This window comes from Thalassospira sp. ABL2_045, from assembly GCF_056161285.1.
The window spans coordinates 170,577-196,720 of the sequence record NZ_JBSWYV010000005.1 but is presented as its reverse complement, the minus strand read 5'-3'; the positions used below and the strand labels follow the sequence as shown (position 1 = coordinate 196,720).

The following is a 26,144-nucleotide window of genomic DNA, read 5'->3' as shown; positions in this document are numbered from 1 at the left end:
GTTGGCACAAAAAAACGCCCGATGCGGCCTGCCCTCGAAAGAGGCATTTCGCAACGGACGTCGTTATCCGGTGAACCCGTCGTTGGATTCTATATATATGCAATCGGCATTTCGCCGGAGCTGCGGGCGACAGTGCCTGCGCTCATACTCCCGTATATACAAGGATCGTGCCAGAAATCAGGGAGGGGCGAAGAAACTGGTAGGCGATTGAAATAGCCTGTGAATTTCGAGTGGGATAATTTTTTGTTGAGTTCGACATTTGCCGATTTGATTAAAAAATAGACACTACTTTTTGTGCATGAATTATTTTTAGGCAACTTTATCAAGTTTTCTGTTGGTCATATTTCTTCTGTGCATCTGCGCTCAGATTAAATTTCGCAAAATCAGATGCTTGCTGCATTTTTGCCGCATCGCGGAAAAATTGGCGCGCTGTTTGCAACCATGTCAGCGTGTGAGCAGCTTTGACGAAAGCATGCCCAATGACGGGTGGCTCACAGTTCTTCGTCCAACGGCGGACGATCAGACGTTTGGAACTGCCGCGCGATGACCGCGCAGCCTTTCCGATACGAATGACGGGCCGCCTGCGGACATCTTCCAGATGAAGCATGAGGCCCATGGGGAAAAACCGTCGGTCGTTTTTAACAGACATCATGTTCTGTGCGGCCTAAACGAAGGGCTTCAAATCATGGAAATCAAGAACAAGGCTACACGCATAAATCTCTTCAGTCTCAAGACTGTGCAGATGCGTACCTTCCACCTCACCTGGCTATCTTTCTTCCTGTGCTTCTTTGGCTGGTTCGGGATTGCACCGCTGATGCCTTTGGTGCGCGATGATCTTGGTCTGAGTAAAAGTGAAATCGGCAGCACCATTATCGCCTCGGTTGCGATTACGGTACTTGTGCGTCTTCTGATCGGTCCGCTCTGTGACAAGATCGGCCCGCGCAAGACCTATACCGGTCTTCTTGTGCTCGGCTCGATCCCGGTCATGTTGATCGGTCTTGCCGACAGCTATGAGACTTTCTTGCTTGCCCGTCTTGCCATTGGCTCGATCGGGGCATCCTTTGTCATCACGCAGTATCATACCTCGATGATGTTTGCGCCAAACGTGGTCGGGACGGCAAATGCCACGACGGCAGGTTGGGGTAACCTCGGTGGTGGCGTAACCCAGATGGTCATGCCGGCAATTCTCGCCATGGTGCTTGGTTTTGGTGTGGCTGAAACCATGGGCTGGCGTTTGGCAATGGTGTTCCCGGGTGCGATCATGCTGGTTGTGGCTGTGCTTTACTGGGTCTTCACCACTGATTGCCCGGACGGCAACTATGCCGAAATGCGCAAAAGTGGTGCGTTGAAACCCGAAGATGACACTGCCGGTGCGACCAAGGGTATGTTGGCAGCTGTGTCCGACTACCGCGTATGGGCATTGTTCCTTGTATATGCCGCTTGTTTCGGCGTTGAACTGACGATCAACAACATTGCTGCGATCTATTTCTTCGACAAGTTCGAGCTTTCGCTGGCAACCGCTGGCATGATTGCCGGTCTGTTTGGTTTGATGAACATCTTTGCACGCACCCTTGGTGGTGTGTTCTCTGACAAGTTTGCTGCCAAGGGTGGACTTTCAGGGCGTGTGAAATTCCTGTTCATGGCGCTTTTCATCGAAGGTGTGGCACTTGTTGCTTTCTCTCAGATGGAGGCGCTGGTTGTTGCCGTGACGGTGATGATCGTCTTCTCGCTGTTTGTTCAGATGTCTGAAGGTGCAACTTTCGGGATCGTTCCATTTGTGAACCGCAAGGCACTTGGTTCGGTGGCAGGCATCGTTGGTGCCGGCGGTAATGCCGGTGCAGTTGCCGCGGGCTTCTTGTTCAAGTCTGAAGCGCTTACCTATCAGGAAGGCCTTCTTTATCTCGGCGTTGCGGTTATCATTTGTTCGTTCGCCGCATTGGCCGTTCGGTTCTCTGCCGCAACACAGGCCGAGGAAAAGGAACGTTTCGAACGTGCACATGCAGAACGTTTGAGCACATCTTCCGCGTCGGGCGGTACGCCGGTTGCAGCGGAATAATGTGATCTGAGTTTTGATCTTTTCGGGATGCGGCGTTTGTCGCATCCCGAACAAAAAGATGGACCCGAAAACGGGCCAAAACATAAAAAGACTTATTGGAGAGGTCTGGCTGACAAAAGGCTGTCAGGGAGTTTAGGGGTAACTTGGTAAAGCTGGAAGAATACAACATTCTGGTAATCGACGAAGATCCCGATCGCGCGGCTATTGTCGAGCGCGGCCTGGTCGAAAGCGGATATGCACGGGTTTCAAGGATTGGAACCTCGCACAACCTGGTCGAGCGCATTCAGGCGCTAGCCCCTGACATCATCATTATCGATCTTGAAAACCCGGACCGCGATACCCTTGAGCAGATGTTTCAGGTATCGCGCGCGATTGCCCGTCCAATCGCGATGTTTGTTGATCAAAGCGATGCCTCGATGATTCAGGAGGCTGTTTCGGCCGGGGTCAGTGCATATGTTGTTGATGGACTGCGTCAGGACCGCATTCGCCCGATTGTCGACATGGCAATTTCCCGTTTCAACGTGTTTGATCAGTTGCGCCGCGAACGTGACGAAGCGCAGGCCAAGCTTAATGAGCGCAAATTGATCGAACGGGCCAAAGGGCTTTTGATGAAGGAAAAAGGCCTGTCCGAAGAAGAGTCCTATAACCTTCTGCGCAAAAACGCCATGAAGCAGAACCGCAAGATCTACGAGATCGCGCAAAGTGTTATTACGGCGTTTCAGTTGGAGTTTTGATTGATGGCAGACAAGGTTCGTCTTGGGTTTGTCCCGCTTGTGGATTGTGCCATTCCGGTCGTGGCGCGCGCGATGGGTTTCGCCGCGGAGGAAAATATCGAACTCGAACTTGTGCGCGAAATGTCATGGGCGGCCATTCGAGACAAGCTTTCCTTTGGCATGTTTGACGCGGCCCACCTGTTGGCCGGTATTCCGATTGCTGCGCGGTTGGGATTGGGTGGCTTGCCAGTTCAGAATATCGTTGTCCCGATGGCGCTCGGTCGGGGCGGGAATGCGATTACGGTTTCAACCCAGCTTTATCAGCGGATGCTGGAAGCTGATCCATCGGCGATGCATGGCCCGCGAGGACAATCGGCGCGTGCGCTTAAGAAGGTCATTGATGAAGACAAGGCAGAAGGTCGCCCGATCTTGTCCTTTGCGACCGTGTTTCCGTTCTCAAGCCATAATTATGAACTTAGATACTGGATGGCGGCTGCCGGTATTGATCCGGACAAGGATGTGAATATCGGGGTGATTGCACCGCCGCGCATGTTTGACAGTTTGCGCAATGGCTGGGTCGATGGCTATTGCGTCGGGGAACCATGGAACCAGCGTGCCGTCTTTCACGGCGATGGTGTAATTGTCGCACTCAAGGACGATATTTGGTCACGCAGTCCGGAAAAGGTTCTGGGCCTGCGCGAAGATTGGGCGAACTCAAAGCCCGAACTGGTGTCGGCGCTGGTGCGTGCGCTCGTCAGGGCAGCAGAATGGGCAGACCAGCCGGGCAACCGGATAGAGCTGGCCCACATTTTGTCCGAAGAAGCCAATGTGGGTGCTCCGTTTGAGGTGCTCAAGGCGTCGCTTAGTGGTAAGCCGGTTCTGCGTCCGGGGGAGCCGCCCGCGGACCTTCCTGATCGCCATGTGTTTTATCGTTACACTGCGACCTTCCCTTGGTTGTCACAGGGGCGCTGGCTTGGTGAGCAGATGAAGCGTTGGGGGCAAATTCCCGGAGATGCAGACCTGCAATCTGTTATCCCCAATGTCTATCGGCCGGACCTTTATCGTACGGCTGTTGACGGGCTTGATGTGTTGGTCCCGAAGGATGACTGGCGCATAGAAGGCTTGGCTGATGCGCCAGATCGATCTCTTGTTGGTCTTGATCAGTTTCTGGACAACAGCGTGTTTGATGCAGATTTCTAGGTGACGCTAGGTGCGGTGAATAATTGTCAGCTTTTCTGTCAATTCTGTAGGTTTTTGTCATCTTATGTGACAATCGATGACAACTTATCTGGCAATCGAAAATGCTAAGGCATTGATTTCGCGAGGAGTCGAATGTCAGCTTTTGTGGCACGTGACAACTTTTCCCACATTGTTGCCGAACACTTCATGACCTCTCTCACGCTAAACTGTTGAGTGCTGAATTGTCATAATTCGGGATAGGCCTGTTTTGTAGTGCTGATCAAAATTTCCTTTATGAGAAGTATGTTTATTCAATGGGTTAGTCAGTCTTCTGACTGTTCTTGCAAGAAAATAGAAAAAACACCGCCAGTTTTTCCCAGCGCTCGCGTGTGACCTTGTATCGGCCCCTTTTCCGGGGCGTGTTGGCAGGTATGTCAACGCAGAGGTCCATATAGGAGTATGAAAAATGGCGAGTATTAACACAAACATGTCGGCCACCCTTGCGGTGTCGAGCCTTAACAAAACCACTGACGAAATGACCTCGGTTCTGACCGCGATGTCGAGCGGTCAGTCGATCAACTCTGCGTCCGATGATGCTGCGGGTCTTGCCGTCTATACCGCGATGTCGGTCGACTATGCGGCTTGGGATCAGGCGGCTGACAACGCTGAAGTTGCGACGGCAATTCTTGAAACTGCCGATGGTGGTCTGGCCGAAATCGCCGACATTCTGGAACGGATGTACGAGCTGGCATCGCAGGCATCTTCGGGTTCCGTGACCGATACCGAGCGTGCGTATCTCGACGATGAATATACAGAGCTGAGCTCCCAGATTGATTCCATCGTTGAATCGACGACCTATTTCGATACGTCGCTTCTTGATGGCACCTATGACGAGGGCTTCACCGTTTCTGCCGACTCTGCGGCAGCCGCGATTGATGTGACGATCGGGCAAGCCTACGACACGACAGGTTTGGCCATTGCGGCCGGGGTTGATTCTTCGACCAACGCGACGACCGCGCTGGGTGAGATCGAAGCCGCGATCGAGCTTGTATCCGCAGGTCGTGCATCGGTCGGTGCAATGATGTCTCGCTTCGACTATGCCGCGGGCAACATCGAAACGGCCAAAACCAACCTGGAATCTGCAATGAGCGTCTATATGGACGCCGATATTGCCGCCCTTAGTGCCGATCAGACCGAATTGGGTGTGAAGATGGATTCCGCCATTCAGGCGCTGTCGATCTCCAATGAGAATCTCGAGAAGCTCTCGCGTTTGCTGAGCTAACTCGTGACAGGGCCATCCGGTGTTGAGAGCCCCCCGGATGGCCCTGATTTTTTCGATTGAAGGCAGAAGGAGGGGAGTATGTCGACCATCAACTCAACAACGTCGTCGAGCTATGCTTCTTCGTCTTATGTTTCGGGCCTGACGGATCTTGATACAGCCGAGCTCGTTCAGGATGCCTATGATACAAAGATGGAGGTCGCCGATGTCGTCGAGGCCGAAATCGATGACATCGAGCTTGAGATTGCGGCCTTCGAAGATTTGCAGACCCTGCTTGAGACCCTGGAGAGCAGTGCAGAAGCCTTAACCGCGGAAGCCGAACTCGACAGCTTGCGCGATGATGTCTGGGTTGGAAAGTCGGCCTATCTGTCATCCTCTGATGCTAATACCGATGCTTCGGATGTTGTCGGTGTGCTGGTCGATGATACGGCAACGGCCGGGAGTTACACCCTCGAAGTCAAGCAGTTGGCAGCAGCGCACAAGCTCGGTGGCGATACCAATACAGACAATAGCACGGCACAGGCATTGAGCGGCGCATTGAGCCTTGTTGCCGGTGATGATTATGAAGCCGTCGATGTCGAAATTACGGAAGACATGTCGATTGCCGATATCGCAGAAGCGATCAACGAGGTAACTGCCACCACAGGTGTGAGTGCAAGTGTTCTGAAGGTATCTGACGACGAATATATGTTGGTCCTTTCCGCGGTTGATACCGGTCAGGAGATCACCTTTGATACCGATGGTGCAGACACATTAATTGCCCAGTCCTTGGGTTTTGTTGAAGCCGATGGTTCATACAGCAACGAACTTGTTACAGCGGACCAGGCGATCTTTTCGGTTGATGGCGTGGAAGTTACCCGCAGCAGCAACACAGTTGACGATGTAATCGATGGGGTGACGCTGTATCTCTATGCCGAGGAAGAAGGTACAGAGATTACGCTTCAAGTCGAAGATGATGCGAGCTCCGCCTATAGTGCGATTGAGGAATTCGTCACTGCCTATAACGAATTGCGCAGCTTCATCATAACCAATCAGGCCTATGAAGTTGGTGAAGGTGCCGATGAGGACGCGGTCCTGTTTGGCGACAGCCTGCTGAGCTCTGTGTCGTCGGCTGTTTATGACGCACTGTCCTTTACCAATGACAGTGATACTTACGCCACGCTGGCCTCTATCGGCATCACGCTTGATGATAGCAATTACCTGGTCATTGAGTCTGACGTGCTTGAAGAAGCGCTTGTTTCCGACTTTGACGAAGTCGCAGCACTGTTTTCCTTTTCGGGAAGTACAGATTCAGAAGATCTCCTGGTCTCCGAGGCGGACGGTTCCTACACCGGGACCTTTGCGATCGACATCGTGACGGATGCTGATGGCAATATCACATCAGCCAGTGTCGATGGCGATGACAGCCTGTTTACCATCAGTGACAACAAGCTGGTGGGTGCCGAAGGCAGTGAATACGAGGGTGTCACGCTGTTCTTTGGTGGCGACACATCGCAAAGCGTCGAGGTCACTGTCAAAAGCGGTCTTGCCTATGACCTGACCGATTCCCTGGACCGTTACACCAACAGCTCGGACGGTTTGATTTCGAACCGGCTTGAACGTCTCGAGGAACAGGTCGATGACCTGGAAGATGATGTCGAGGAGATCACCGAAGACGCGACCAAATACGCGGCCGAACTAACCGAGCGATATTCTGCAATTGAAGCTGAACTCTACCAGCTTCAGCTATTGCGCGAACAACTTGAAGCCTTATGGGGTGACGATGACTAATTATGCTCCAACTGCTGCGCAGAAAGCCTATCGCAGTGCGGGCGCGACGGCACTTTATAACAACGCACTAAGAACAACCTCGCCAATTGCAATGATGGTGATCGCCCTGACCAAGACGCGTCAGCATCTTCGTGAGGCATGGCAGTTCAGAGAACAGGGAGATTTCGAGCAGGAGCAGCGTGAGAAGACCATTGTTGTACAAAGGCTTAAGGCCTTGCAAGCATGTATCGCACCGGATTCTGCGCCAGAGCTTTCAAGAGATCTCTTTGCCTTTTATGCCAGAATGATTAAATTGCTCGCACGCAATCGCAGGGATTGTTCCATGGAGGAACGATACGAGGTCGTTGACCGCAACCTGCAAGAGCTTGCGCGTGAATGGGAAAAATTCTCGAAAGTCGATCCACGTAGGACTGTTCAAGCCCAATCAGGGCATCCGATGATCGGAACAGTGTTGTGAGGGATGCTTGAGTGTAGGTTTGCGCGAAGCTGTGACGACAAGTTCAGGTACATCTGCTGTTGCGTCGGCAAAAGCAGCCCTGACAGAACTTGATGACAACGCCCTTGTTGCGCGCATGGTGCAAGGCGACAAGGCGGCGTATCGAGTGATCGTCGAACGCTATTACCGTGGAATTGTTGGTGTTGCTCGCCGAATGGGGCTTGTTAGCGGTGATGCCGAAGATGTCGCACAGGATGTTTTCGTGCGTGTCTGGCTGCATCGCGAAAAATGGCAGGCTGATGGTGGCGCAACGTTCAAGACCTGGCTTTATCGGGTGGCCGTCAATCGCGTTATTGATATCAAGCGCAAACCTCAGGCTGTGGGCGGCCAGGAACTTGATGAAGTCCCTGATGTGAGCATGTCAGCCGTCGACAAATTGGCCCAACATCAGGAATTCAAGCGACTGCGCAAAGCGATCAAAAATCTGTCTGACCAACAACAAATTGCCATTAACCTGTTTTATGATCGCGAACTGTCCAATCAGGAGGCCGCCTCGATCATGGGGGTTTCGGTTAACGCCATGGAATCGCTCCTGAAACGCGCCAGAAAGCGGTTGCGTGAAGAGTTGAAATCAATTTGAGAACCGATTAGGTTCAAATGTCGTTCGAACAGGTAAGTTCGTCCTATTAAAAAGCGGTGAGCTGTGAAACTCGAGCATTTCGAAGAACTACTGGATCAACATGGCTGGGATTTGAGTTCCTGGCCAGAAGCATTGCGCCGAGAAGCCAATGTTCTTATCGCAAATGATGTCCGTGCCGCCGAGTTGCACCGATCGTTGCGTGCTGTTGAAGATATTCTTGCCGATGATCCCGTCTTGATGGGCAAGCACAAGGCCATCGATGATATTTTTGACGCCATTGAAGCTTCAGAGAAACACGCCGCGCCTGATACCGACGCAGATGATGTCGAAGAAGACAGTCCTTTCCAGGTAATTGATGATCGTCCGAAATCTCGCCGGCATGTCGCCGCAGCAAGTGCTGCACCGACGGGGGATGGCCCCGCACGCCGCACTTATCCAGCCACGGTTTCTGTTTCACCGACCTCCTCAGCGATTGCCAAGGACAGTACAAATCATACGGTGCGCAAGGATGGTACTCTCGGCAGGATGGGAGAACGTGTCTTTTCCCTGACCGGCATGGCGGTTTGTGTTCTGGCCGGATTTGTTTTTGGCGTCACCCTGACAGTCGAACAGGGACATCAAGATACCGCCACGGCCGAAGAAGCCCGATTGAGCGAACTGCTTGAAAGACATATCTATTCGCTTGAGCAACTGCCAGCAGCCGCGGATTTTGACACGCGCTTGCATGAGAGGGAGGCTGGCCAATGAGCTTTGCGTTCCGTCGGGTGTCTTCCATGCGCAAACTGATGTTGGCATCGCTGGCCGTGAACTTGTTTTTGATCGGCGCGCTTGCTGGCACGCTTGTGACGGGGCTGCCTGTATTCCGCAATTTCATGCCACCTCCGCCGCCACCAGCATTTGACAATCCGACCGAACCGCCAAGTATCGGGTTGCTACGCGCAATTCGCAGCCGGTTGAGTGCTGAAGGAAAGGTCATCTTCGACAGCGAGTTTGAGCCTGTCACTTCGAAGATCCGTGAGCGCCAGAACCCGAGGCTCCTTGAAGCTGCTTTACAGGAAGTTTTGGCCGATCCAGATGTAACGGATGCCGAGATCCGCAAAGCTTACGCTGAACTTAAAAATGCGGTTGGCAACGATCTGAGTGTGGTTCTGGATCACATGGCGAATGTGACCATCAGGCTTTCACAGGATGACCGGGAAAAGATGACATTGATCCGTCCGCCTGGTCCACCGCCACACGAACAATAAAGTCATTGTTTCAAAGGGATGCGAAAGCATCCCTCTTTTATTTTCCAAAAATCTGAATTTCATGCGCCAGTTTCTCGGGAAACGTCCGTGTAAAGAACATTAGCGCCTTTAAACGTTCTTGCCCGGAGTTGGTGATGAGTTATCTCAGTGGCCTGACATACGATAGCCTGACGTCGTCAACGTCTTCTTCGAGCAGCAGCTCAACAGAGACATCTTCAACGACAAGTGATGACTCTACCTACGAGACATACATGACGTTGTTGCTGACAACGTTGGAGAACCAGGATCCGACCGATCCTGAAGATGTCTCGGAAATCACAACGCAATTGGCAACCTTTGAGCAGCTTGAACTGGCTGAGGAGAACAACTCTCTTCTCTCAAACCTTTCGGAGGCCCTGACTGCTCTGCAGGGGGTTGTCGATGACAGTGCTGCTCAGGCTTACCTCGGTACTGATATTGTTGCTGTGGGTGATACAGCACCACTCGAGGACGGTGAAGCCGAGTGGTACTACGTGCTTGAAGACGATGCTTCGAGTGTGACGCTCAGCGTCACCGACGAGGATGGCAATGTCGTTTATGAAACCACGGAAAGCGGATCGGAGGGCTCGAACAGTTTTGTCTGGGATGGCACCACCGATGACGGTGAAACCCTGAGTTCGGGGACTTATACCCTGTCGGTTAGCGCCACTGATTCCGATGGTAACTCTATCTCATCCGAAACCTTGATGACCGGTGTCGTGTCGGCAATTGATCTCACTGGTGATGAAGCTGTGCTGTATGTGAACGGGGTCGATGTTTCGATCTCAAGCGTGCAAGGCACGCAGACCGTTTCCTGAAATGAAGGATCAAGATCATGAGTCTCAATAGTGCTCTGAACGCAGCCGTACTCGGCTTGAATGCACAATCCACATCACTTGGCGTCATCTCGGGGAACATCGCAAACAGTGAAACCACGGGCTACAAAGACAGCACGACGGCGTTTTCTTCGCTGGTCACCAACCCGGGATCGTCGACACAGGGGAGCGCCAACGGCGTTACCGCGACGATGCTGACCAATATTTCAACGCAAGGCTTGATTGAGTCCGATACCTCTGCGACCAGCCTGGCGATTTCAGGTGATGGTTACTTTGTGGTCACGGATGCCAGCGGGGGCACCTTTTACACCCGCGCAGGTGATTTTTCGGCAGATTCCGAAGGCAACCTTGTCAATAGTTCCGGCTATTACTTGATGGGCTATGCGCTCGACGAGGACGGAAATCCGGCATCAGGGACAGTCCCGACAAGTACCGCGGCACTATCAACAATCAACCTTGAGAATCTGACCGGTACGGCAGAGGCAACAACAGAAACCTCAATTGTTGCCAACCTGCCAGCAGATGCAGACGTCGGTGATGACTTCTCCGTCGATGTCGAAGTATTTGACAGTCTCGGGACCAGTCATACGGTGACCTACACCTACACAAAAACCGCCGAAAATGAATGGGAAGTCGACTATTCCGACCCGGTTTTGACCTCTGACGGCACGACAGTAACCGGCACGTCTTCAGGTGGTCCGTTGACGATTACCTTTAATTCGGATGGTGAACTTGAATCAATTGAGGATTCCGGCGGTACGGATGTGACCGACAGTGCCACCCTGACCATCACCGGATGGACGACTGGCGCTTCTGATAGCTCCATCGTTACCGATTTCGGGACAGCCGGTTCCAGCGATGGTCTGCAGCAATACGCCTCTGACGAGGAAGACGGGGACATGACCCTGTATTCCGTTGACCAGGATGGCTCGAACTACAGTGAAATTGCCGAGATCGACATCTCGGATGACGGTGTCGTGTCGGTGACCTACGAAAATGGTGTCAGTGAACCGGTCTATCAGGTTGTTCTGGCCGATTTCACCAATGCGGACGGTCTCACCGCGTATAGCGATACAGTTTATCGCGAAAGCAATACGTCGGGCAGTTATGTCCTGAAGACCCCTGGTGATGGTGGTACCGGAACAATTGCGTCCTATTCCCTGGAAAGTTCCACGGTCGACACCACCACTGAATTCTCGCGCATGATTGTCGCACAGCAGGCGTATTCCGCCGCAGCTCAGGTCATTTCAACCACCAGCGACATGTATGACACCCTTATTTCGTCGGTTAACTAAGGAGAGGTTCTCATGACCGTCCAAGCACCCGTGATGCCATGCGACAGTGACAAAATTGCAGAAGTCATGGACCGTTTGTCTGAATTGCTGGATGTCGAATGGCGCATTCTCGAACAGGCAAAGTACGACCTACTGCCTGACATTACCCACGAAAAGAATGCGCTCGAAGATGAACTGCATGGCGAAATTGCAGCCCAGCGCAAGGAAAACAGCAGCAATCCGTTGGCCGGATTGTTCCTGGATATCAAAAAGGTCAATGCACTGCGTGCCAAACTGAAGCGAAACAATATTCGCCTCCAGGCAAAGCGCGAAGCATGTCTGAGGCGTATTCGTGCTGGCTGGGCAGCAACCGCGTCAGACGAGACGCCGTCTTATGGTCAGGATGGCGACGTCCGTGGTGGCCTTCATCAGCGTATTCTAAGCATCAAAATGTGAGTCAAACTTCAGTCGCGTCGGAATATGGCACAGCGATTGAACACACATTTCAGCCAAACAGGTCCGAAACATGTCGATCCGTGCTGCACAAACTGCTGCGTTAAGTGCCTTGCAGACAAGCCAGGCCGGGATCAGTGTGTCTTCGGAGAATATCGCCAATGCATCCGTTGACGGTTACACCGCCAAATCGACCAGCACGGCGAGTAGTGTTACGGCTGGCGCGACGACCGGGGTCACGATCACATCGGTCGGATCGGATGTCGACAGTTATCTGTTGAAATCGATCAGTGAGGCAGCATCCGAGAGCGGTTATGCATCAGTATTTTCGACACCGCTCGAAACAGTCGCGAGTGCTTTTGGCGACATTGGTGATGATGGTGCAATTTCGACCCTGATTACCGATCTTGAAACGTCATTGGCGGCCTTGTCGGTAAGTCCAGATAGCCAATCCGCGAAATCCACAGTTCTCAATGATGCAGAAGCCGTGGCTGATGAGTTGAACAGTCTGTCGGCGACGGTTCAGGATCAGCGGGCCAGTGCGGATCAATCAATTGAAGATACCGTCAATCAGATCAATGAGCTGCTTTATGAAATTGATTCCTACAACAAGCAGCTTAGCGGCACAGCTGACTCCACTCTTTCCAGTAGCGAGCTGAACGATGCCCGCGCCCAGGCAATCAATGAACTGTCGGAACTGGTGGATATTTCCTATTACACGGACTCATCGAACAATACGAACATCTATATTGGTGGCACGCTCGTTGTTGGCAGTCAGGTTCAGGAGCTGTCCTATAACGCGGCCGGGTCGGTGAATGTGGATACCAACTTCGCGGATGTGACCGTGAATGGGCAATCGATCTCGGACGATATATCGGGCGGTGAACTTGGCGGGTTGATCGATCTGCGTGACGAGACTTTGCCCGATATTCAGGCAGAACTCGACAATCTGGCGACGACACTCATGGATGCTTTGAACGAGGTTTCAAATCTCGGAACAGCATATCCGCCGCCAAGCGACCTGACCGGCACAACCCAGACCGATTTGACCGATGCCTTTTCCGGGACCGGAACAGTGCGCCTGGTCGCAACAGATGATGAAGGTAATGCCGTTGAGATCGTCGATATCGACCTTACGACCGTTACAACGGTTCAGGACCTTGTCGATGAGATTAATGCCTCAGGCAATTTAACCGCATCTGTCAATGCCGATGGGACGCTGACAATCGCGACAACGGATGACGATTATGGTGTGTCGATTGTCAATATGGACGCAGAAGTGGGAACAGACGCAGAGGGGTTTTCTGCCTATTTCGGCTTGAATGACATGTTTGAAGGAACCGGTGCCAGCAACATTTCGCTGAATGAGGACTGGGATGCCGATAGCAGCAGGTTGCCGGTTGGAACGGGTTCGGATGATGCGGCACTGGCCGTTGGCGACAGTGTGATTTCATCATCAAGCTCCGACATCACCGAGGCCCTGGCCGATGTCTTTGACGAAAACATCAGTTATTCGGATGCCGGCAATCTTGGTTCAACCAAAACGACCTTTTCGGATTATGGGGCAGAGATATTGTCGGATGTCGCTCAGCAGGCATCAGCGGCGGATACTGAAGCAAGTGTCTCATTGGAAGCTTATGAGGACTTGGTTGAAACATTTTCCAATAATTACGGCGTCAATACCGATGAAGAAGCTTTGACGCTGAGTAATCTTGAAAGCGCCTATGAGGCCGCGGCAGCTGTGCTGGAAATTACCCAGTCGCTCATGGATACGCTGCTTGAGGCCGTGCGGTAAGGAAATTAGTCATGAGAGTTTCAACAGCGGCAATGCAAGAAAACATGTTGAGCCAGATCCGTTCCGTGCAAACCCAACTAGCGGAGGCAACAGAGCAATCAAGTTCCGGCAAAATCGCCAGTTCAAATTCCGGCGTGTCAGAAAACTCGTATCTGATCGCGACCCTGAGTGCCGAGGTTTCGCAAGCCGCAGCCTATAGCGAAATTGCCGAGGAAATTCAGGGAAGGGTTGAGGTTTACTATTCGACCCTTAACGACATGGTCGATGTTCTGACCGATATGACAGCAGATATTTCTGCAGGTTTGAGCACCGGGACAGAGAACTCATATGGTATTGCAGAGTCTGCAACAGCCGCATTGGAAACCTTCGCTTCCTTGCTCAATACCGAATATGAAGGCCGTTACATCTATGCGGGTTCAGCGACTGATAGGGAACCTGTCGACGTCAGTGCTACGGCGTACCCCGCAAAAACAAGTCCGACAACGACCGATACGTCCTACTATTCCGGGAACAGCGATATTGCCTCTGCCAAGGTAGCAGACGGCACGACGATTGAGTATGGCATCACTGCTGACAACGAAACGTTCGAGAATGCTTTGCGTGCTCTCAACCTCGCGGCCTATGCAGATACAGATCCAGTCGACGAGGTTGCTTTGCAGGAGGCAGCCGAGCTTCTGGAAGCAGCCGTCGCCGGTATCTCGGAACTCCAAAATCAGGTGTCCTATACCCAAGACAAGCTTGAAAACATCATTGATATGCATACGGATTTTCAACTGACCGCAGAAGCCACGGTCAGCAACCTGACAGATGTAGATCTTGCCGAAGCGGTGGTTACACTTGAAACCCTGTCAATGCAGCTCGAAGCATCCTACTCCGTCACGGCGCAGATGACTGATCTGTCATTGTTTGATTATTTGCGTTAGATTTTCCAGAGCCCGGATCCCTTTACCTTGGATAGCTTACTGGCCTGCCTTGATGGCCGGGTAGGCGGCGCGGAAGCCTTGGTAGGCGTCTTCGAAAGCCGGGCGGAGGGCCTGACTGGGGTCGATGGTTTCGCGGACTTCCGGAATGGTCATGACGGTATCTGTTGCCACATCCGTGGCCGCGGTCATGCCAAGGCGGGCAGCACCGAGGGCGGCGCCAAACTCGCCGCTTTTAGGAAGCGACAGCGGGACGCCAAGGGCGGTTGCGATCAGTTCGATCCAGTAGCGTGATGCCGAACCGCCACCAATTGCAATGAGTTGATTAAGCTTGGCATCGGTTGCGACAAGCGCCTCGAAACTGTCGCGCAGGCCAAAGGCAACACCTTCAAGCACTGCACGGGTCAGGTCCGCACGGCTGGTGTCGGTGGCAAGGCCGGTGAAGCTGCCGCGGATTTCAGCATCATTGTGCGGGGTGCGCTCGCCCGACAGGTAGGGCAGAAACCGAACGGAGCCCGGTTTTTGTAAGGTGCCATCCAGTTCTGTGGCCAGCTCAACCGGTTTTTGGCCGGTGATGCGGGCCAGCCAATTGAGACTGTCAGTTGCCGAAAGCATGACGCCCATCTGATACCAGCGCCCGGGAATGGCATGGCAGAAGGTATGAAGCGCTGTTTCGGGTGCAGGGTGATAACCGTCACGTGTTGAAAGCAGTACCCCCGATGTGCCGAGCGAAACAAAGCCCTGGCCTTCATCCTGCGCGCCGATGCCACATGCCGCAGCCGCGTTGTCACCAGCCCCGCCAGCAACCGAAACCGGGCCGCTCAAGCCCCACTTGTCAAGAAGGGCAGGACGGAGACGACCGGCTTCCTCCGTACCCTCGACCAGACGCGGCATCTGATCGGCGCGCACGTTTCCCGCCTCAAGCAAGGTGTCAGACCAGCTGCGGTTGCCAACATCAAGCCATGAGGTGCCTGCACTGTCAGACATATCCGCGACATAGTCGCCGGTCAGATAGAAATTCAGATAGGCCGCAGGCAGCAGCACCTTGGCGGTCTTGGCAAAAATTTCGGGTTCGTGTGCGCGGACCCATTCGAGCTTGGGAGCGGTAAAGCCCGGGAAAACGATATTGCCGGAAATGGCACGTACCTGATCCTTGGCGTCCAGTCGGGCGGCCTCGGCGTGGGAGCGCGTGTCGTTCCACAGGATGCAGGGGCGAAGCGGGCGACCAGAGTCATCAAGAAGGGTCGCGCCATGCATGTGGCCGGCAACGCCAATGCCGCGCAGGGCGGAAAATTGCGGGTAGTTGTCGCGAAGCTCTGCGATGGCTTCTTCAAGGGCGGCAATCCAGTCCGCCGGGTTCTGTTCCGACCAGCCCGGATGCGGGTGCGCCGCGTGATAGGCGCGTTCGGTCGCGCCGATCGGTTGGCCATCTTCATCGACCAGAAGTGAACGAACGCCCGAGGTTCCAAGGTCAATACCAAGAAAAGTCATTCCAAAGCCTTTGTTGCGGACATCGAAGCCAGTTACGCGATATCTGTGGCGATGTCATAGCATGACATTACTTAAGGTTGTGCAGAATTTCGTCTCCAATTTCCTGAAGACTTTCAAAGATTTCCGTGGCCCCTGCATCAAGCAATACCTGTACCTGATCGGCACGGATGTCATGCAGGTGTGTGCCGCCAACAAAACCAAGGGCCGTCATCCCGGCCGCCCGCGCCCCTTTGACCCCGTGCGGGGAATCTTCAATCACCACGCAGTTTTCCGGCGGCACAGAGATACCCTCGGCCGCCAGCAGGAACAGGTCAGGGGCAGGCTTGCCATTGGTGACCTGATCGGCGCTGAACGCCGTCCCGGTGAAATGCACGGCAAGGCCCGATATATCAAGCGTTGCCCCCATCCGCCGCAGCGAGCTTCCGGTTGCCAAGGCGGTTTTTACCCCGGCATCGGTCAGGCGCCGCAACAGGTTTTCGGCATCGGGAATTTGGCGCAGCCGGGTTTTGTATTCCTCCAACAGCCGGTCTTCGACCCGTTGGGTGAAATCATCCGGGCATGCTTTGCCAAGCCGGTCCGAGACATGCTTGCAAATATCCTGGATTGAGACACCAAGGAATCGGTCACGCACGTAATTGATGGTGACGTCATCAATCCCCAGACAATTCATCTCGGTGGCGATGACTTCCAATGACAGTGGTTCGCTGTCGACCAGACACCCATCTAGGTCAAAAATGACGGCGGCAGGTACATCCATGATCGGCCCCTAGATCCGTTGTTCGGTATCGCGATCGAACAGATGCACATTGGCCGGATCAATCACATAAAAAAGCTCGGATCCCGGACGGGCCGCGATACGTTGTTTGACCAGTGCATCAATCAGATCGCCGTTGGATTTAGCGACAATCTGGGTTTCCGAACCGGTCGGTTCGACGACCACGACGTTCATCGCAATGCCGGTTTCTCCGATATCGATGTGTTCCGGGCGAATGCCATAAGTCACACCCTGACCAACTTCGGCGGTGGTTTCAGGGATTGGCAGGACCAGGCCGTTATCGGATTCAAAATGCTTCTTGCCATCAGCTTCACCGATCTTGCCATGAACAAAGTTCATCGATGGCGATCCGATGAAGCCCGCCACAAACACGTTGGTCGGATAGTCATAAAGATCAAGCGGCGTTCCGATCTGCTCAACCCGGCCATCGCGCATGACAACGATCTTGTCGGCCATGGTCATGGCTTCAATCTGATCATGGGTGACATAAACGATGGTTGTGCCAAGACGCTGATGGAGTTCCTTGATCTCCACACGCATGGTCACGCGCAACTTGGCATCAAGGTTGGAAAGCGGCTCATCAAACAGGAAGACCTGCGGATCGCGGACAATGGCGCGGCCCATGGCAACACGCTGGCGTTGACCGCCGGAAAGCTGCTTGGGGTAGCGGTCAAGAAGGTGGGCAAGGTCAAGGATCTCGGCCGCGTTGGTGACTTTTTCCTTTATCTCGCTTTCAGGGTGTTTGGCCATCTTGAGCGGGAAGCCGATATTTTCATACACCGTTTTATGCGGATAAAGCGCGTAGCTTTGAAACACCATTGCGATGTCGCGATCCTTGGGGATGACGTCGTTTACAACTCGCCCGCCGATGGAAATGGTGCCGTCGGTTATTTCCTCAAGCCCGGCCAGCATCCGAAGCAAGGTTGATTTGCCACAGCCCGAAGGGCCGACCAGAACAACAAATTCGCCGTCCTTGATATCGACATCGACACCATGCATGACCTGAACATTGGCGTAGCGTTTGATTACGTTTTCTATTTTTACATCGGCCATAAGGCTTCTCCCTATTGCGGCAATTCGATCTGCAGCTTGACGTCTGCCGGTGGTGCGGAGGCTGCGATATCGAATGCGCGCACGCTGTCTTCGAATGCGAATGTTCTGGTGATAAGCGGTTTGACGTCGATCGCGCCGGAGCTCAGCATGGCAACGCAGCGCGGAAAGACATGGGCATAGCGGAAAATATTTTCGACCCGGGCTTCGCGGATCATCGCCGCCCCGGCGTCATAACTGATCGGGTCGGGCTGGCCGCCAATCATGACAACACATCCCCCCGGGCAAAGTGGCTCAAACACGCCCGCCGCAGCCTTGGGCGAACCAGTGGCTTCAAAGACGATATCCGCGCCCCAGCCATCTGTGTCGCGCTTGACGATGTCGGTGATGCTTTGCGATTTAACGTCAATTGGGGTGATGGCCGGGCTGAGCGATGCAGCGATTTCAAGTTTCTTTTCCGCAAGATCAGCGACATAAACCCGCGCACAGCCGCCCGCCAGGGCGGCCAGGGCGGTAACAAGGCCAATTGGACCGGCGCCAATCACAAGGGCGATGTCACCCGGTTTGATTTTGGCCTTGGTTGCGGCGTGGACCCCGACGGCCAGTGGTTCGACCATGGCGGCCTCGGCAAAGGATACATTGTCGGGCAGCTTGAAGGTGAAGGCTTCGGGATGCACACAGGTCGGGCGCAAAATGCCATGTACCGGCGGGGTGGCCCAGAACCGGACCGCCGGATCGACATTATACATGCCAAGACGGGTGGCCTTGCTGTTGGGGTCCGGCACGCCCGGCTCCATGCAGACGCGGTCACCAACCGAAAGGGTTGTGACTTCGCTCCCCGTTTCAATGACGGTGCCTGATGCTTCGTGACCGAGGATCATCGGTTCATTGACAACAAACGGGCCGATGCGGCCATGGGTGTAGTAATGCACGTCGGAGCCACAAATGCCGACGGTGTGCATCTTGATGCGAACGTCGCGCGGACCAAGGAGCTCTTCCTCGCGGTCAATGGCAGGAAAGTCACGCAGGGTGATGTCATCCTTTTTTTCAAGAACCAGGGATTTCATGACTTAACCTTTCCTGACAATGTGGACGGCAATCGCAAGGGCAATGACGTTCGAAATCCAGATTGATGCGCCCATCGGTTCGATAAAACGGAACCAGAAGAGCGACATTGCCACCCAGATCACGACCGAAATGAAACAACGGTCAAAGGCGTTGGTTTCAATCGGCAGAAAGCCCTGACGTTCTTGCGTCGTGGTCGGTTTCTTTTCGTTTTCTTCCTCGCTCAGAGGGGCAGTATCGAGCTGTGTCGCGTTTTGTTTGGTCATGGTGTTATCCTTTCACCGCGCCAAAGGTCAGGCCTGCGACAATGTGTTTTTGCACCAGGCCAAACACGATCAGGGCCGGGATCAGGGTAAAGACCGAAATGGTCGCCATAATTCCCCACTCCGTCCCCGTGGTGGTGACATATTCCGAAAGACCGGTTGTAAGTGTGCGGGCCTCAAAATTGGTGAGTGTCGCGGCCAGAAGATATTCGTTCCAGGCAAAGACCCAAGTCAGGATCAGGGTCACAGCCAGTCCCGGACGGCACAGCGGGAAGACGATTTCGGTGATGACCTTCCACGGGCTTGCGCCATCGACATAGGCGGCTTCATCAAGCTCGCGCGGGATGGCATCAATCGTCGGGCGCAGGGTCCAGATCGCAAAAGGCAGATTAAAGGTGCAATAGACCAAGATCATACCAATGCGGGTATCAAGCAGGGTGAAGTCCCCGACGCGATAGACCTGCGTCATCAAAAGGAACAATGGTAGAAGGAACACGGCTGGAGGTGCCATGCGGTTGGTAATCGTCCAGAAAAAGATTGATTCCTTGCCGCGGAACTGAAAACGCGACAGCGCATAACAGGTAAAGAAGCCAAGGACGGTGCAGAGCACGGCATTGCCGGTGGAAATCACCATCGAATTGACCATGTAGCTACGAAGCAAGCGGTTGCCAAGTACGTCGGCATAGTTGCCCCAATAGGGATTGCTGACGATTACATCCGGGGTGCTGAAAAGCTGTACGGCTGGTTTGACCGAAATTACAAAAAGCCAATAGATCGGGAATAGGGTTAGCAGACTGACCAGAACCCAGAAGAGTGTTATGAGGAGTGGATTACGCTTTTTCATGGTCTTATCCCTTCCGGTTCTTGCGCGGGGCCAGCATGCTGACATAAAGCAGCCAGCAGACGACAATCGTCAGGTAGAGCACGATGACGGAAATGGTTGACCCATAGCCGTAGTTGGTTTTGGGAAAGACTTCCTTGAAAATGTGCACGCCAAGGAAGCGGGTTGATGAGCCCGGCCCACCCCCGGTCAGCATCCAGACTTCATCGACGGTTCGCAGGGCATCCATCAGACGAATGAATATGGTTGCCACAAGGGCTGGCGTAATCATTGGCAGGGTGATGTGCCAGAAGGTCTGCACTTTGTTGGCACCATCAATTTGGGCTTGCTCGAACGGATCGCGCGGCAAAGAGACAAGGGCAGCGATCAATGTCAGGGTGACAAGCGGCGTCCAGTGCCAGATATCCATGATAACGATCGTCAAAAAGGCGGCCGGGGCCGATGTCCCTATATTCATCGTGATGCCAAACCACTCATCCAGATAGTGCGGAATGATGCCGATTGATGGCGTGGTCATCAGCTTCCAGACAGAGCCCACAATGATCGGCGCCATAATGAGCGGCAGGGTATGAATGGTGCGGAAAATCGATTTTCCGGGGAATTCCTTCATGAAGGCCTGAGCCAGCAGATATCCAATGATCAGTTCGGACAGCACGGCAAAGACCACAAACGCCACGGTGACACCGAGCGAATTGAGGAAGGCGTCATCAAAGACGATGCGGCGAAAATTTTCCGCCCCGTTAAAGATCATTTCGGGTGATGCCGCAAATGGGTTCCATTGATGAAACGAGACAAAAACGACATAGAGAAACGGCAAAACACCGAAGAAAAACAGGATCACCAGCGTCGGGGCCAGGAGGATCCAACCGAGTTTGTTGGATTGCATCGTCTACTCCCTGGAAAAAGATGCGGTCAGGCTCTTATGGCCCCACAAAGGACCAAGCCGGTTCGTGGCCGCTGCCCGATCAATGGACAACGACCACGAGGGATGTTCTCAGGAAACAGACCTATTTACGATAACCAAGGTCGGTCAGCTCGGCCTCGGCCTTTGCCGCCATCTGATCGAGGCCCTCTTCCGGGCCAAGGTCGCCGGTCAGGATCTGATAAAGGATCGGCGCAGTAGCTTCGCGAACCTGAGCGTGGAACGGATATGCCGGTGCACCGGCAAACAGGTATCCCTTGTCACGCAGCAGGTCGTAATAGCCACCGAGTTCCTCGTTCATCGCCTGAACCTTGGGGTCGTCATAGGTAGACTTGTTTGTCACACGCGGGGCCGCAACAGCCCAGTCAGGCTGAACTTCGTCCTGACCGATATATTGCAGGAACAACATCGCAGCTTCCTGGCTTTTCGAGGTGGATGGAATGCCAAACGCCCCACCATCATAATAACCGATATAGCCGGTGCCGCCTTCGACTTCGTCCATGATGCCATCCTGAAGCGGCGGCAGGGCCACGCCGACATTACCAACAACTAGTGACTTGGTTTCATCAGCGGCAATCCAGCCGGCATTTTCGCCGTAAACCAGCCCCTGGGCCACGCGGCCTGCACCAAAGGTGGTGCCGACTTCGGTCCAGGTGGATGCATTACTCTCTGGCGGGGCGATATCGCGCATGCTCAGCCACCATTTCATGGCTTCTTTGGCTTCATCACTGTTCATTGCGCCGCCATTGGCGACTGATGCCGCGAAGTTGTTATCGGCATCAATGCCCCAGTTGTAGACACCAAAGGTCGGCGCGATGGTTTCAAAAAATTCGTACCAGGATGCCGGATGGCCGGTATGAGCCTGTGCGGTGGTGCCCCACAAATCCATGTCATGATCTTCGCCCCATTTGGTGAAGAACTGCGCGATTTCGGCATATTCCGCATGGCTGGTGGCCGGGACAAGGTCGCGACCGGTCTGTTCCTTGAAGGCCGCTTTGATCTCGGCGTCATTAAACAGGTCAGTACGATAGAGATAGATCTTGATGAAGGCTTCCATCGGTATGCCATAAAGATCACCGTTTTCACCCCGGAAATAGTTGGCGAAGGTGGTGAAATTATCCTCGCTATAGGTCGGTGCCTTCAGGTCCGGATTATCCGCCAAAAGCTTTGTGGTGTCGGCTAGGAAGTCACGAGCGAGATAGGAATAGATGATATCTTGTTCAATATATACCAAGTCATAAATGCCGGTGCCGGCTTCCATGTCCTTGATCGCCTTATCGAACATCTGATCCCAGGATGTCGTCTCAATATCGACCCGAATTCCCGTTAGCTCTTCAAATTGCGGAGCCAAGACTTCTCGGATGTAAATCGAAGGCGGCGACGATTCGGTTACACCGTGAAGGGTAACGTCTTGATATGGCTTGGCTGCTTCTTTCCAGAAAGCGTCATCGGCATAGGCTGTGCTTGATGCAACAACCATCGCCAGAGCAGATACACCTACTTTAAGTGCAAAATTCATAGGTTTTCCTCCCGTTGGATTGATAGGGAAACCGCGATCAGCAATCTTGCGTTGCTTTGGAGTTGCGGTTCCAGTCGCGGCAGAATGCATATGTATTAAATTGCATGCAAGTGAAAATTTTCATTTGTAATTTTTTAAATACATTTGTTAGTTTGCTGCCTATAACAAAACACACTGCCGCAATGCGCAGGGTCATGAGAGGAAACAAAGCATGCCAAGAGAGCCGCTTGAGGACGGGGAAGGGTTCGTAACCGAGGTTTGTTGGCGTTACTATGTAAACGGCCAGACACAAGCCGAGGTCGCCCGCGACATGGGGGTGACTCGTCTTCGGGTCAATCAGGCGATCCAGAAGGCTAAATCGCTTGGACTTGTCAAAATCCAGATCGAATCACCGTTTGTGACGCGTCTTGAGGTCCAGCAACGTCTTGAGCAGGCCGGTGTGGCAAAGGCACTTGTGGTGCCAGTGGATCATGCCAATTATGACAACCATGCCCCGGTCGGTGCGGCTTTGGCGCACTATCTTTCGACAACGCTCAAGAACCAACCATGGAAGCGCATTGGCGTGTCCTGGGGGGTGACGTTGCAGCGCGCGATGGAACGTTTGCCGCTGCATTCCGTTCCTGATCTTGAAATTCTGGCCTTGATGGGCGGAACGGCGGCCGGGTCATCTTTCAATGCCTTTAGCATCGCCTCGGGTTTTGCCGAACGGTTTGATGCCAACTATTCCCATTTGGTAGCCCCGATCTATTTGCCAGATGACGTCGACAAGGATGTGTTCCTTAGTCAGGAAATCTATGCCTCGCACATTGAGCGATGCCTGTCGGCAGATGCGGCCTTGCTGGTTGTTGGCGATGTGTCCGATCTGTCCTTTATGGTCAAATACGGACTGCCCGGCGACGTGACCATGCAGGAATTGCGTGATGCCGGCGCGGTTGGTGATGTGCTTGGCCGGTTTCTTGATGCCGATGGCAACGAAATCGATCATCCGCTCAACGCCCGAACGGTCGGGGTGGATCTGAATTCGTTGGCAGACATCCCCAACAAGATCCTGACCGCAGCAGGAAAGCACAAGGTTCCGATTATCAAGGCGGCGATCAAGCGCGGGCTTGTCGATACACTTGTGACCGATGACCTGACAGCCGAGCTTTTAGTCGAAGCCATGACATAACCATTTCCGCGCAGGCCACAACGCCAATGCATATGGCAATAAAAACAAGGCACTGTGCGCAATCCACATCAGGGAAAACTTTGAAATATGACATCTACATTTTCAGGAAAGAAAGTCATCATCACCGGAGCGGGCAAGGGCATAGGACGTGCCTGTGCCCACACCATGGCCAAACGCTGTGCGTCGGTCATTGCCATGGCACGCACCCAAGCCGACCTTGACGCACTGGAAGCCGACATCGGGGCAAAGGGCATTCGTGTTGATCTGGCCGACGGCGATGCGGCGCGTGACGCCATAAAATCAGCCGGCCCGGCGGATTATCTTATCAATTGCGCGGGAACCAATGTTCTCGAAAGCGTGCTTGAGATGACGGATGCGGGATATGAAACCGTCATGGGTATCAATCTGCGTGCGGCCCTTATCTGTGCGCAGGAGTTTGCGCGCGCCCGGGTGGTGGTCGGCGGTGGCGGGGCGATTGTTAATGTCACCTCGATCGCCGGGCATCGCGGCTTTGTTGATCACATGTGCTATGCCGCTTCCAAGGCGGGGCTTGAAGGAGCAACCCGGGTGATGGCCAAGGAACTTGGCCCGCATGGCATTCGCGTCAATGCGGTGGCCCCGACGGTTACCATGACAGAATTGGCGGCCGCGGCCTGGTCCGAACCGGCCAAGCGTGATCCGATGATGGTGCGTCATCCCCATGGCCGATTTGCCGAGGTCGAAGAAGTCGCCCGGTCCATCGTCATGCTGCTCGATGATGACGCGTCCTTTGTCAGTGGCGCGGTTCTTCCTGTCGATGGCGGTTTTCTTGCTGTCTGATCCCACGCCTTTTTCTTTTGGAGATATATTATGGCTCAATCACTTGCGGGCAAGATTGCCGTTGTCACCGGCGCTGCATCGGGCATTGGCCTATCGACCACGCGTGCGCTATTGGATGCTGGCGCCACGGTTGTGATGGTGGATTACAACGAAGGTGTCCTGTTTGAACTTGTCAGTGAACTTGGGGCAAATGCCATTGCCCAGCATACCAACCTGCTTGATGTCGACAGCTGTGCGGCGATGGTTCCCGAAATTCTGGGAAAGGTCGATCACATCGACATTCTGCATTGTAATGCCGGGTCTTATATCGGCGGTGATCTGGTGGAAACCGATACCGCAACCATCGACCGGATGCTGAACTTGAACGTCAATGCGGTGATGAAAAATGTCCGTGACGTGATCCCGCACATGCAGGAACGCGGTACTGGCGATATTATCGTTACCGCATCGGTCGCCGGACACATGCCCATTCAGTGGGAGCCGGTTTATTCCGGGTCAAAATGGGCGATGACCTGCTTTGTTCAGACCATGCGTCGACAACTTAATAAACACGGCATTCGTGTCGCCCAGGTCTCGCCGGGCCCAGTGGTTTCAGCCCTTCTGGCTGACTGGCCAGAGGAAAACCTGCGCAAAGCCAAGGAAAACGGTGCCCTGCTTGATCCAGACGAAGTCTCGGACGCGGTGATCTACATGCTGTCGCGCCCGCGCACCGTCACCATCCGCGACATGATCGTCTTGCCAACCAACTTTGATATCTGATGATCAAAACCATATTTGGCCAGTATCTTTGCCCAAAGATGCTGGCCGTTTATGTTGTTACATAAGAACCAGCCGATTCTCCAACCACAAGACGTTTGCCGCGCCGTCCCGTGCTTGCCATTTCACGGGGCAAAATTATGACGGGCGTAGAAGCGGTTGAGTTCGTTTTGTTTTGGCGCCTGTCCGCAGAATGTTTCGACATAGCCCGGAATGCGGGCCATGCGGACAGACAGGTCTTCATTTGATTGCATCGAGATATAGCCGATCTGAACCAGGTAAATGGCACGTGCACGGACATCGGCCATGCGTTCGTCCTGACCAAAGCGGATGAACAGTTTGGCGAGTGCATCAAGGCGTTGCTGATCGGCCTTTTCGATCTCGGCCATGACGGTGTTGGACTGGACCGACCAGCTGCGCACGGCAAATTCCAGGCGTGAATCAAACAGATCGGGCATCAGCCAGAGATCGATGATGTTAAGCATCGCCTCTGAAACAGACTCGGCATAGGCCTCGGTTTGTTTGATCAGATTGCCGGTGTTTTTTTCGCGCCACAGATCCAGTAGGGCGCGCAGCAATTCCTTTCGGTCCTTGAAGAACCAATAGAAACTGGTGCGTGACAGGTTCAGGCGCTTTGCCAGTGGCTGGATCTTTACCCCATCGACACCGGTTTCAAGAAGCGCCTCATAAGCCGCGTTCAACCAGATATCGGCCGATCCGCGCCAGCCGCTGTTTTGTCCGGCGCCATTTTGCCCGGCGGTATTTTCAATCTGTTCTTCCATGGACGTGTCCTTAGCAAACTGCCCGGTTCGGGACAAGCGAAGTGTACATCAATGTATCTGAAATATACATCAGTGAA

General features: G+C 53.6%; 27 protein-coding genes. 17 read left to right on the top strand and 10 right to left on the bottom strand.

Translation table 11 applies throughout. The annotated features are described in order from the left end of the window. Nucleotides 1–322: 322 nt before the first annotated feature. Nucleotides 323–652, bottom strand: a complete 330-nt coding sequence (locus ACXAIA_RS10055) for a hypothetical protein (RefSeq protein ID WP_475349201.1) — start codon at nucleotides 650–652, stop codon at nucleotides 323–325. Nucleotides 653–742: 90 nt separating this feature from the next. On the opposite strand from ACXAIA_RS10055, the gene ACXAIA_RS10050 reads away from it, so the two are divergent. From ACXAIA_RS10050 to ACXAIA_RS09985, 14 genes are all read left to right on the top strand, one after another. Then, nucleotides 743–2,056: a NarK family nitrate/nitrite MFS transporter gene (locus ACXAIA_RS10050; RefSeq protein WP_475349200.1), complete on the top strand. Its 1,314-nt coding sequence runs from the start codon at nucleotides 743–745 to the stop codon at nucleotides 2,054–2,056. Nucleotides 2,057–2,199: 143 nt separating this feature from the next. Then, on the top strand, nucleotides 2,200–2,790 hold the full coding sequence (locus tag ACXAIA_RS10045) for an ANTAR domain-containing response regulator (protein ID WP_475349199.1): 591 nt from the start codon (nucleotides 2,200–2,202) through the stop codon (nucleotides 2,788–2,790). Between the two features lie 3 nt (nucleotides 2,791–2,793). Further along, nucleotides 2,794–3,969: a CmpA/NrtA family ABC transporter substrate-binding protein gene (locus ACXAIA_RS10040; protein WP_475349198.1), complete on the top strand. Its 1,176-nt coding sequence runs from the start codon at nucleotides 2,794–2,796 to the stop codon at nucleotides 3,967–3,969. A gap of 445 nt (nucleotides 3,970–4,414) precedes the next feature. Further along, nucleotides 4,415–5,230 carry a flagellin gene (locus tag ACXAIA_RS10035; protein WP_475347129.1) on the top strand — a complete coding sequence of 272 codons (816 nt, stop codon included), beginning with the start codon at nucleotides 4,415–4,417 and terminating at the stop codon, nucleotides 5,228–5,230. A gap of 78 nt (nucleotides 5,231–5,308) precedes the next feature. After that, the gene (gene fliD, locus ACXAIA_RS10030) at nucleotides 5,309–6,997 is read left to right on the top strand and encodes a flagellar filament capping protein FliD (RefSeq protein WP_475349197.1); all 1,689 of its coding nucleotides are present in this window, start codon (nucleotides 5,309–5,311) and stop codon (nucleotides 6,995–6,997) included. After that, nucleotides 6,990–7,454 carry a flagellar protein FliS gene (locus ACXAIA_RS10025; RefSeq protein WP_475347131.1) on the top strand — a complete coding sequence of 155 codons (465 nt, stop codon included), beginning with the start codon at nucleotides 6,990–6,992 and terminating at the stop codon, nucleotides 7,452–7,454. The genes fliD and ACXAIA_RS10025 overlap by 8 nt, the downstream gene beginning before the upstream one ends. 7 nt (nucleotides 7,455–7,461) lie before the next feature. Continuing rightward, on the top strand, nucleotides 7,462–8,073 hold the full coding sequence (locus tag ACXAIA_RS10020) for a sigma-70 family RNA polymerase sigma factor (RefSeq protein ID WP_475349196.1): 612 nt from the start codon (nucleotides 7,462–7,464) through the stop codon (nucleotides 8,071–8,073). A 63-nt stretch (nucleotides 8,074–8,136) separates the two neighbouring features. After that, complete coding sequence (locus ACXAIA_RS10015; RefSeq protein ID WP_475349195.1) at nucleotides 8,137–8,820, top strand: hypothetical protein; 684 nt, start codon at nucleotides 8,137–8,139, stop codon at nucleotides 8,818–8,820. After that, on the top strand, nucleotides 8,817–9,320 hold the full coding sequence (locus ACXAIA_RS10010; protein ID WP_475349194.1) for a hypothetical protein: 504 nt from the start codon (nucleotides 8,817–8,819) through the stop codon (nucleotides 9,318–9,320). The genes ACXAIA_RS10015 and ACXAIA_RS10010 overlap by 4 nt, the downstream gene beginning before the upstream one ends. 134 nt (nucleotides 9,321–9,454) lie before the next feature. After that, the gene (locus ACXAIA_RS10005) at nucleotides 9,455–10,156 is read left to right on the top strand and encodes a flagellar hook assembly protein FlgD (protein WP_475349193.1); all 702 of its coding nucleotides are present in this window, start codon (nucleotides 9,455–9,457) and stop codon (nucleotides 10,154–10,156) included. Between the two features lie 17 nt (nucleotides 10,157–10,173). Next, nucleotides 10,174–11,469 (top strand): flagellar hook protein FlgE, encoded by a 1,296-nt coding sequence (gene flgE, locus ACXAIA_RS10000; protein ID WP_475349192.1) that lies wholly within the window; start codon nucleotides 10,174–10,176, stop codon nucleotides 11,467–11,469. A gap of 12 nt (nucleotides 11,470–11,481) precedes the next feature. Continuing rightward, on the top strand, nucleotides 11,482–11,904 hold the full coding sequence (locus tag ACXAIA_RS09995) for a hypothetical protein (RefSeq protein WP_475349191.1): 423 nt from the start codon (nucleotides 11,482–11,484) through the stop codon (nucleotides 11,902–11,904). Nucleotides 11,905–11,974: 70 nt separating this feature from the next. After that, a complete protein-coding gene (gene flgK, locus ACXAIA_RS09990) occupies nucleotides 11,975–13,696 on the top strand; it encodes a flagellar hook-associated protein FlgK (RefSeq protein ID WP_475347138.1) in 1,722 nt (573 codons plus the stop codon). 11 nt (nucleotides 13,697–13,707) lie between these two features. Next, nucleotides 13,708–14,619 (top strand): flagellin, encoded by a 912-nt coding sequence (locus ACXAIA_RS09985; protein ID WP_475349190.1) that lies wholly within the window; start codon nucleotides 13,708–13,710, stop codon nucleotides 14,617–14,619. A 36-nt stretch (nucleotides 14,620–14,655) separates the two neighbouring features. Here the strand turns inward: ACXAIA_RS09985 and xylB are convergent, their stop codons facing one another. The 8 genes from xylB to ACXAIA_RS09945 form a co-directional block, all read right to left on the bottom strand. Further along, nucleotides 14,656–16,107, bottom strand: coding sequence for a xylulokinase (gene xylB, locus ACXAIA_RS09980; RefSeq protein ID WP_475349189.1), 1,452 nt, complete (start codon nucleotides 16,105–16,107; stop codon nucleotides 14,656–14,658). Nucleotides 16,108–16,174: 67 nt separating this feature from the next. Next, nucleotides 16,175–16,864, bottom strand: a complete 690-nt coding sequence (locus ACXAIA_RS09975; protein WP_475349188.1) for an HAD family hydrolase — start codon at nucleotides 16,862–16,864, stop codon at nucleotides 16,175–16,177. A 9-nt stretch (nucleotides 16,865–16,873) separates the two neighbouring features. Next, nucleotides 16,874–17,935, bottom strand: a complete 1,062-nt coding sequence (locus ACXAIA_RS09970) for an ABC transporter ATP-binding protein (RefSeq protein ID WP_475349187.1) — start codon at nucleotides 17,933–17,935, stop codon at nucleotides 16,874–16,876. Between the two features lie 11 nt (nucleotides 17,936–17,946). Further along, complete coding sequence (locus ACXAIA_RS09965; RefSeq protein WP_475349186.1) at nucleotides 17,947–18,999, bottom strand: NAD(P)-dependent alcohol dehydrogenase; 1,053 nt, start codon at nucleotides 18,997–18,999, stop codon at nucleotides 17,947–17,949. Nucleotides 19,000–19,002: 3 nt separating this feature from the next. Then, nucleotides 19,003–19,263: a DUF2160 family membrane protein gene (locus ACXAIA_RS09960; protein ID WP_288349518.1), complete on the bottom strand. Its 261-nt coding sequence runs from the start codon at nucleotides 19,261–19,263 to the stop codon at nucleotides 19,003–19,005. 4 nt (nucleotides 19,264–19,267) lie between these two features. After that, nucleotides 19,268–20,104, bottom strand: coding sequence for a carbohydrate ABC transporter permease (locus ACXAIA_RS09955; protein WP_475349185.1), 837 nt, complete (start codon nucleotides 20,102–20,104; stop codon nucleotides 19,268–19,270). A gap of 4 nt (nucleotides 20,105–20,108) precedes the next feature. Continuing rightward, nucleotides 20,109–20,987 carry a carbohydrate ABC transporter permease gene (locus ACXAIA_RS09950; RefSeq protein WP_475347159.1) on the bottom strand — a complete coding sequence of 293 codons (879 nt, stop codon included), beginning with the start codon at nucleotides 20,985–20,987 and terminating at the stop codon, nucleotides 20,109–20,111. Between the two features lie 121 nt (nucleotides 20,988–21,108). Then, nucleotides 21,109–22,542, bottom strand: coding sequence for an extracellular solute-binding protein (locus tag ACXAIA_RS09945; RefSeq protein ID WP_475349184.1), 1,434 nt, complete (start codon nucleotides 22,540–22,542; stop codon nucleotides 21,109–21,111). Between the two features lie 211 nt (nucleotides 22,543–22,753). Between ACXAIA_RS09945 and ACXAIA_RS09940 the strand changes: the two genes are divergently transcribed. From ACXAIA_RS09940 to ACXAIA_RS09930, 3 genes are all read left to right on the top strand, one after another. Continuing rightward, nucleotides 22,754–23,710 carry a sugar-binding transcriptional regulator gene (locus tag ACXAIA_RS09940; RefSeq protein WP_475349183.1) on the top strand — a complete coding sequence of 319 codons (957 nt, stop codon included), beginning with the start codon at nucleotides 22,754–22,756 and terminating at the stop codon, nucleotides 23,708–23,710. An 87-nt stretch (nucleotides 23,711–23,797) separates the two neighbouring features. Next, nucleotides 23,798–24,529 carry an SDR family oxidoreductase gene (locus ACXAIA_RS09935; RefSeq protein ID WP_475349182.1) on the top strand — a complete coding sequence of 244 codons (732 nt, stop codon included), beginning with the start codon at nucleotides 23,798–23,800 and terminating at the stop codon, nucleotides 24,527–24,529. Between the two features lie 30 nt (nucleotides 24,530–24,559). After that, nucleotides 24,560–25,288, top strand: a complete 729-nt coding sequence (locus tag ACXAIA_RS09930; protein ID WP_475349181.1) for an SDR family oxidoreductase — start codon at nucleotides 24,560–24,562, stop codon at nucleotides 25,286–25,288. A 122-nt stretch (nucleotides 25,289–25,410) separates the two neighbouring features. On the opposite strand, the gene ACXAIA_RS09925 is transcribed toward ACXAIA_RS09930, so the two are convergent. Next, nucleotides 25,411–26,067, bottom strand: coding sequence for a TetR/AcrR family transcriptional regulator (locus tag ACXAIA_RS09925; RefSeq protein ID WP_475349180.1), 657 nt, complete (start codon nucleotides 26,065–26,067; stop codon nucleotides 25,411–25,413). Between the last annotated feature and the right edge of the window lie 77 nt (nucleotides 26,068–26,144).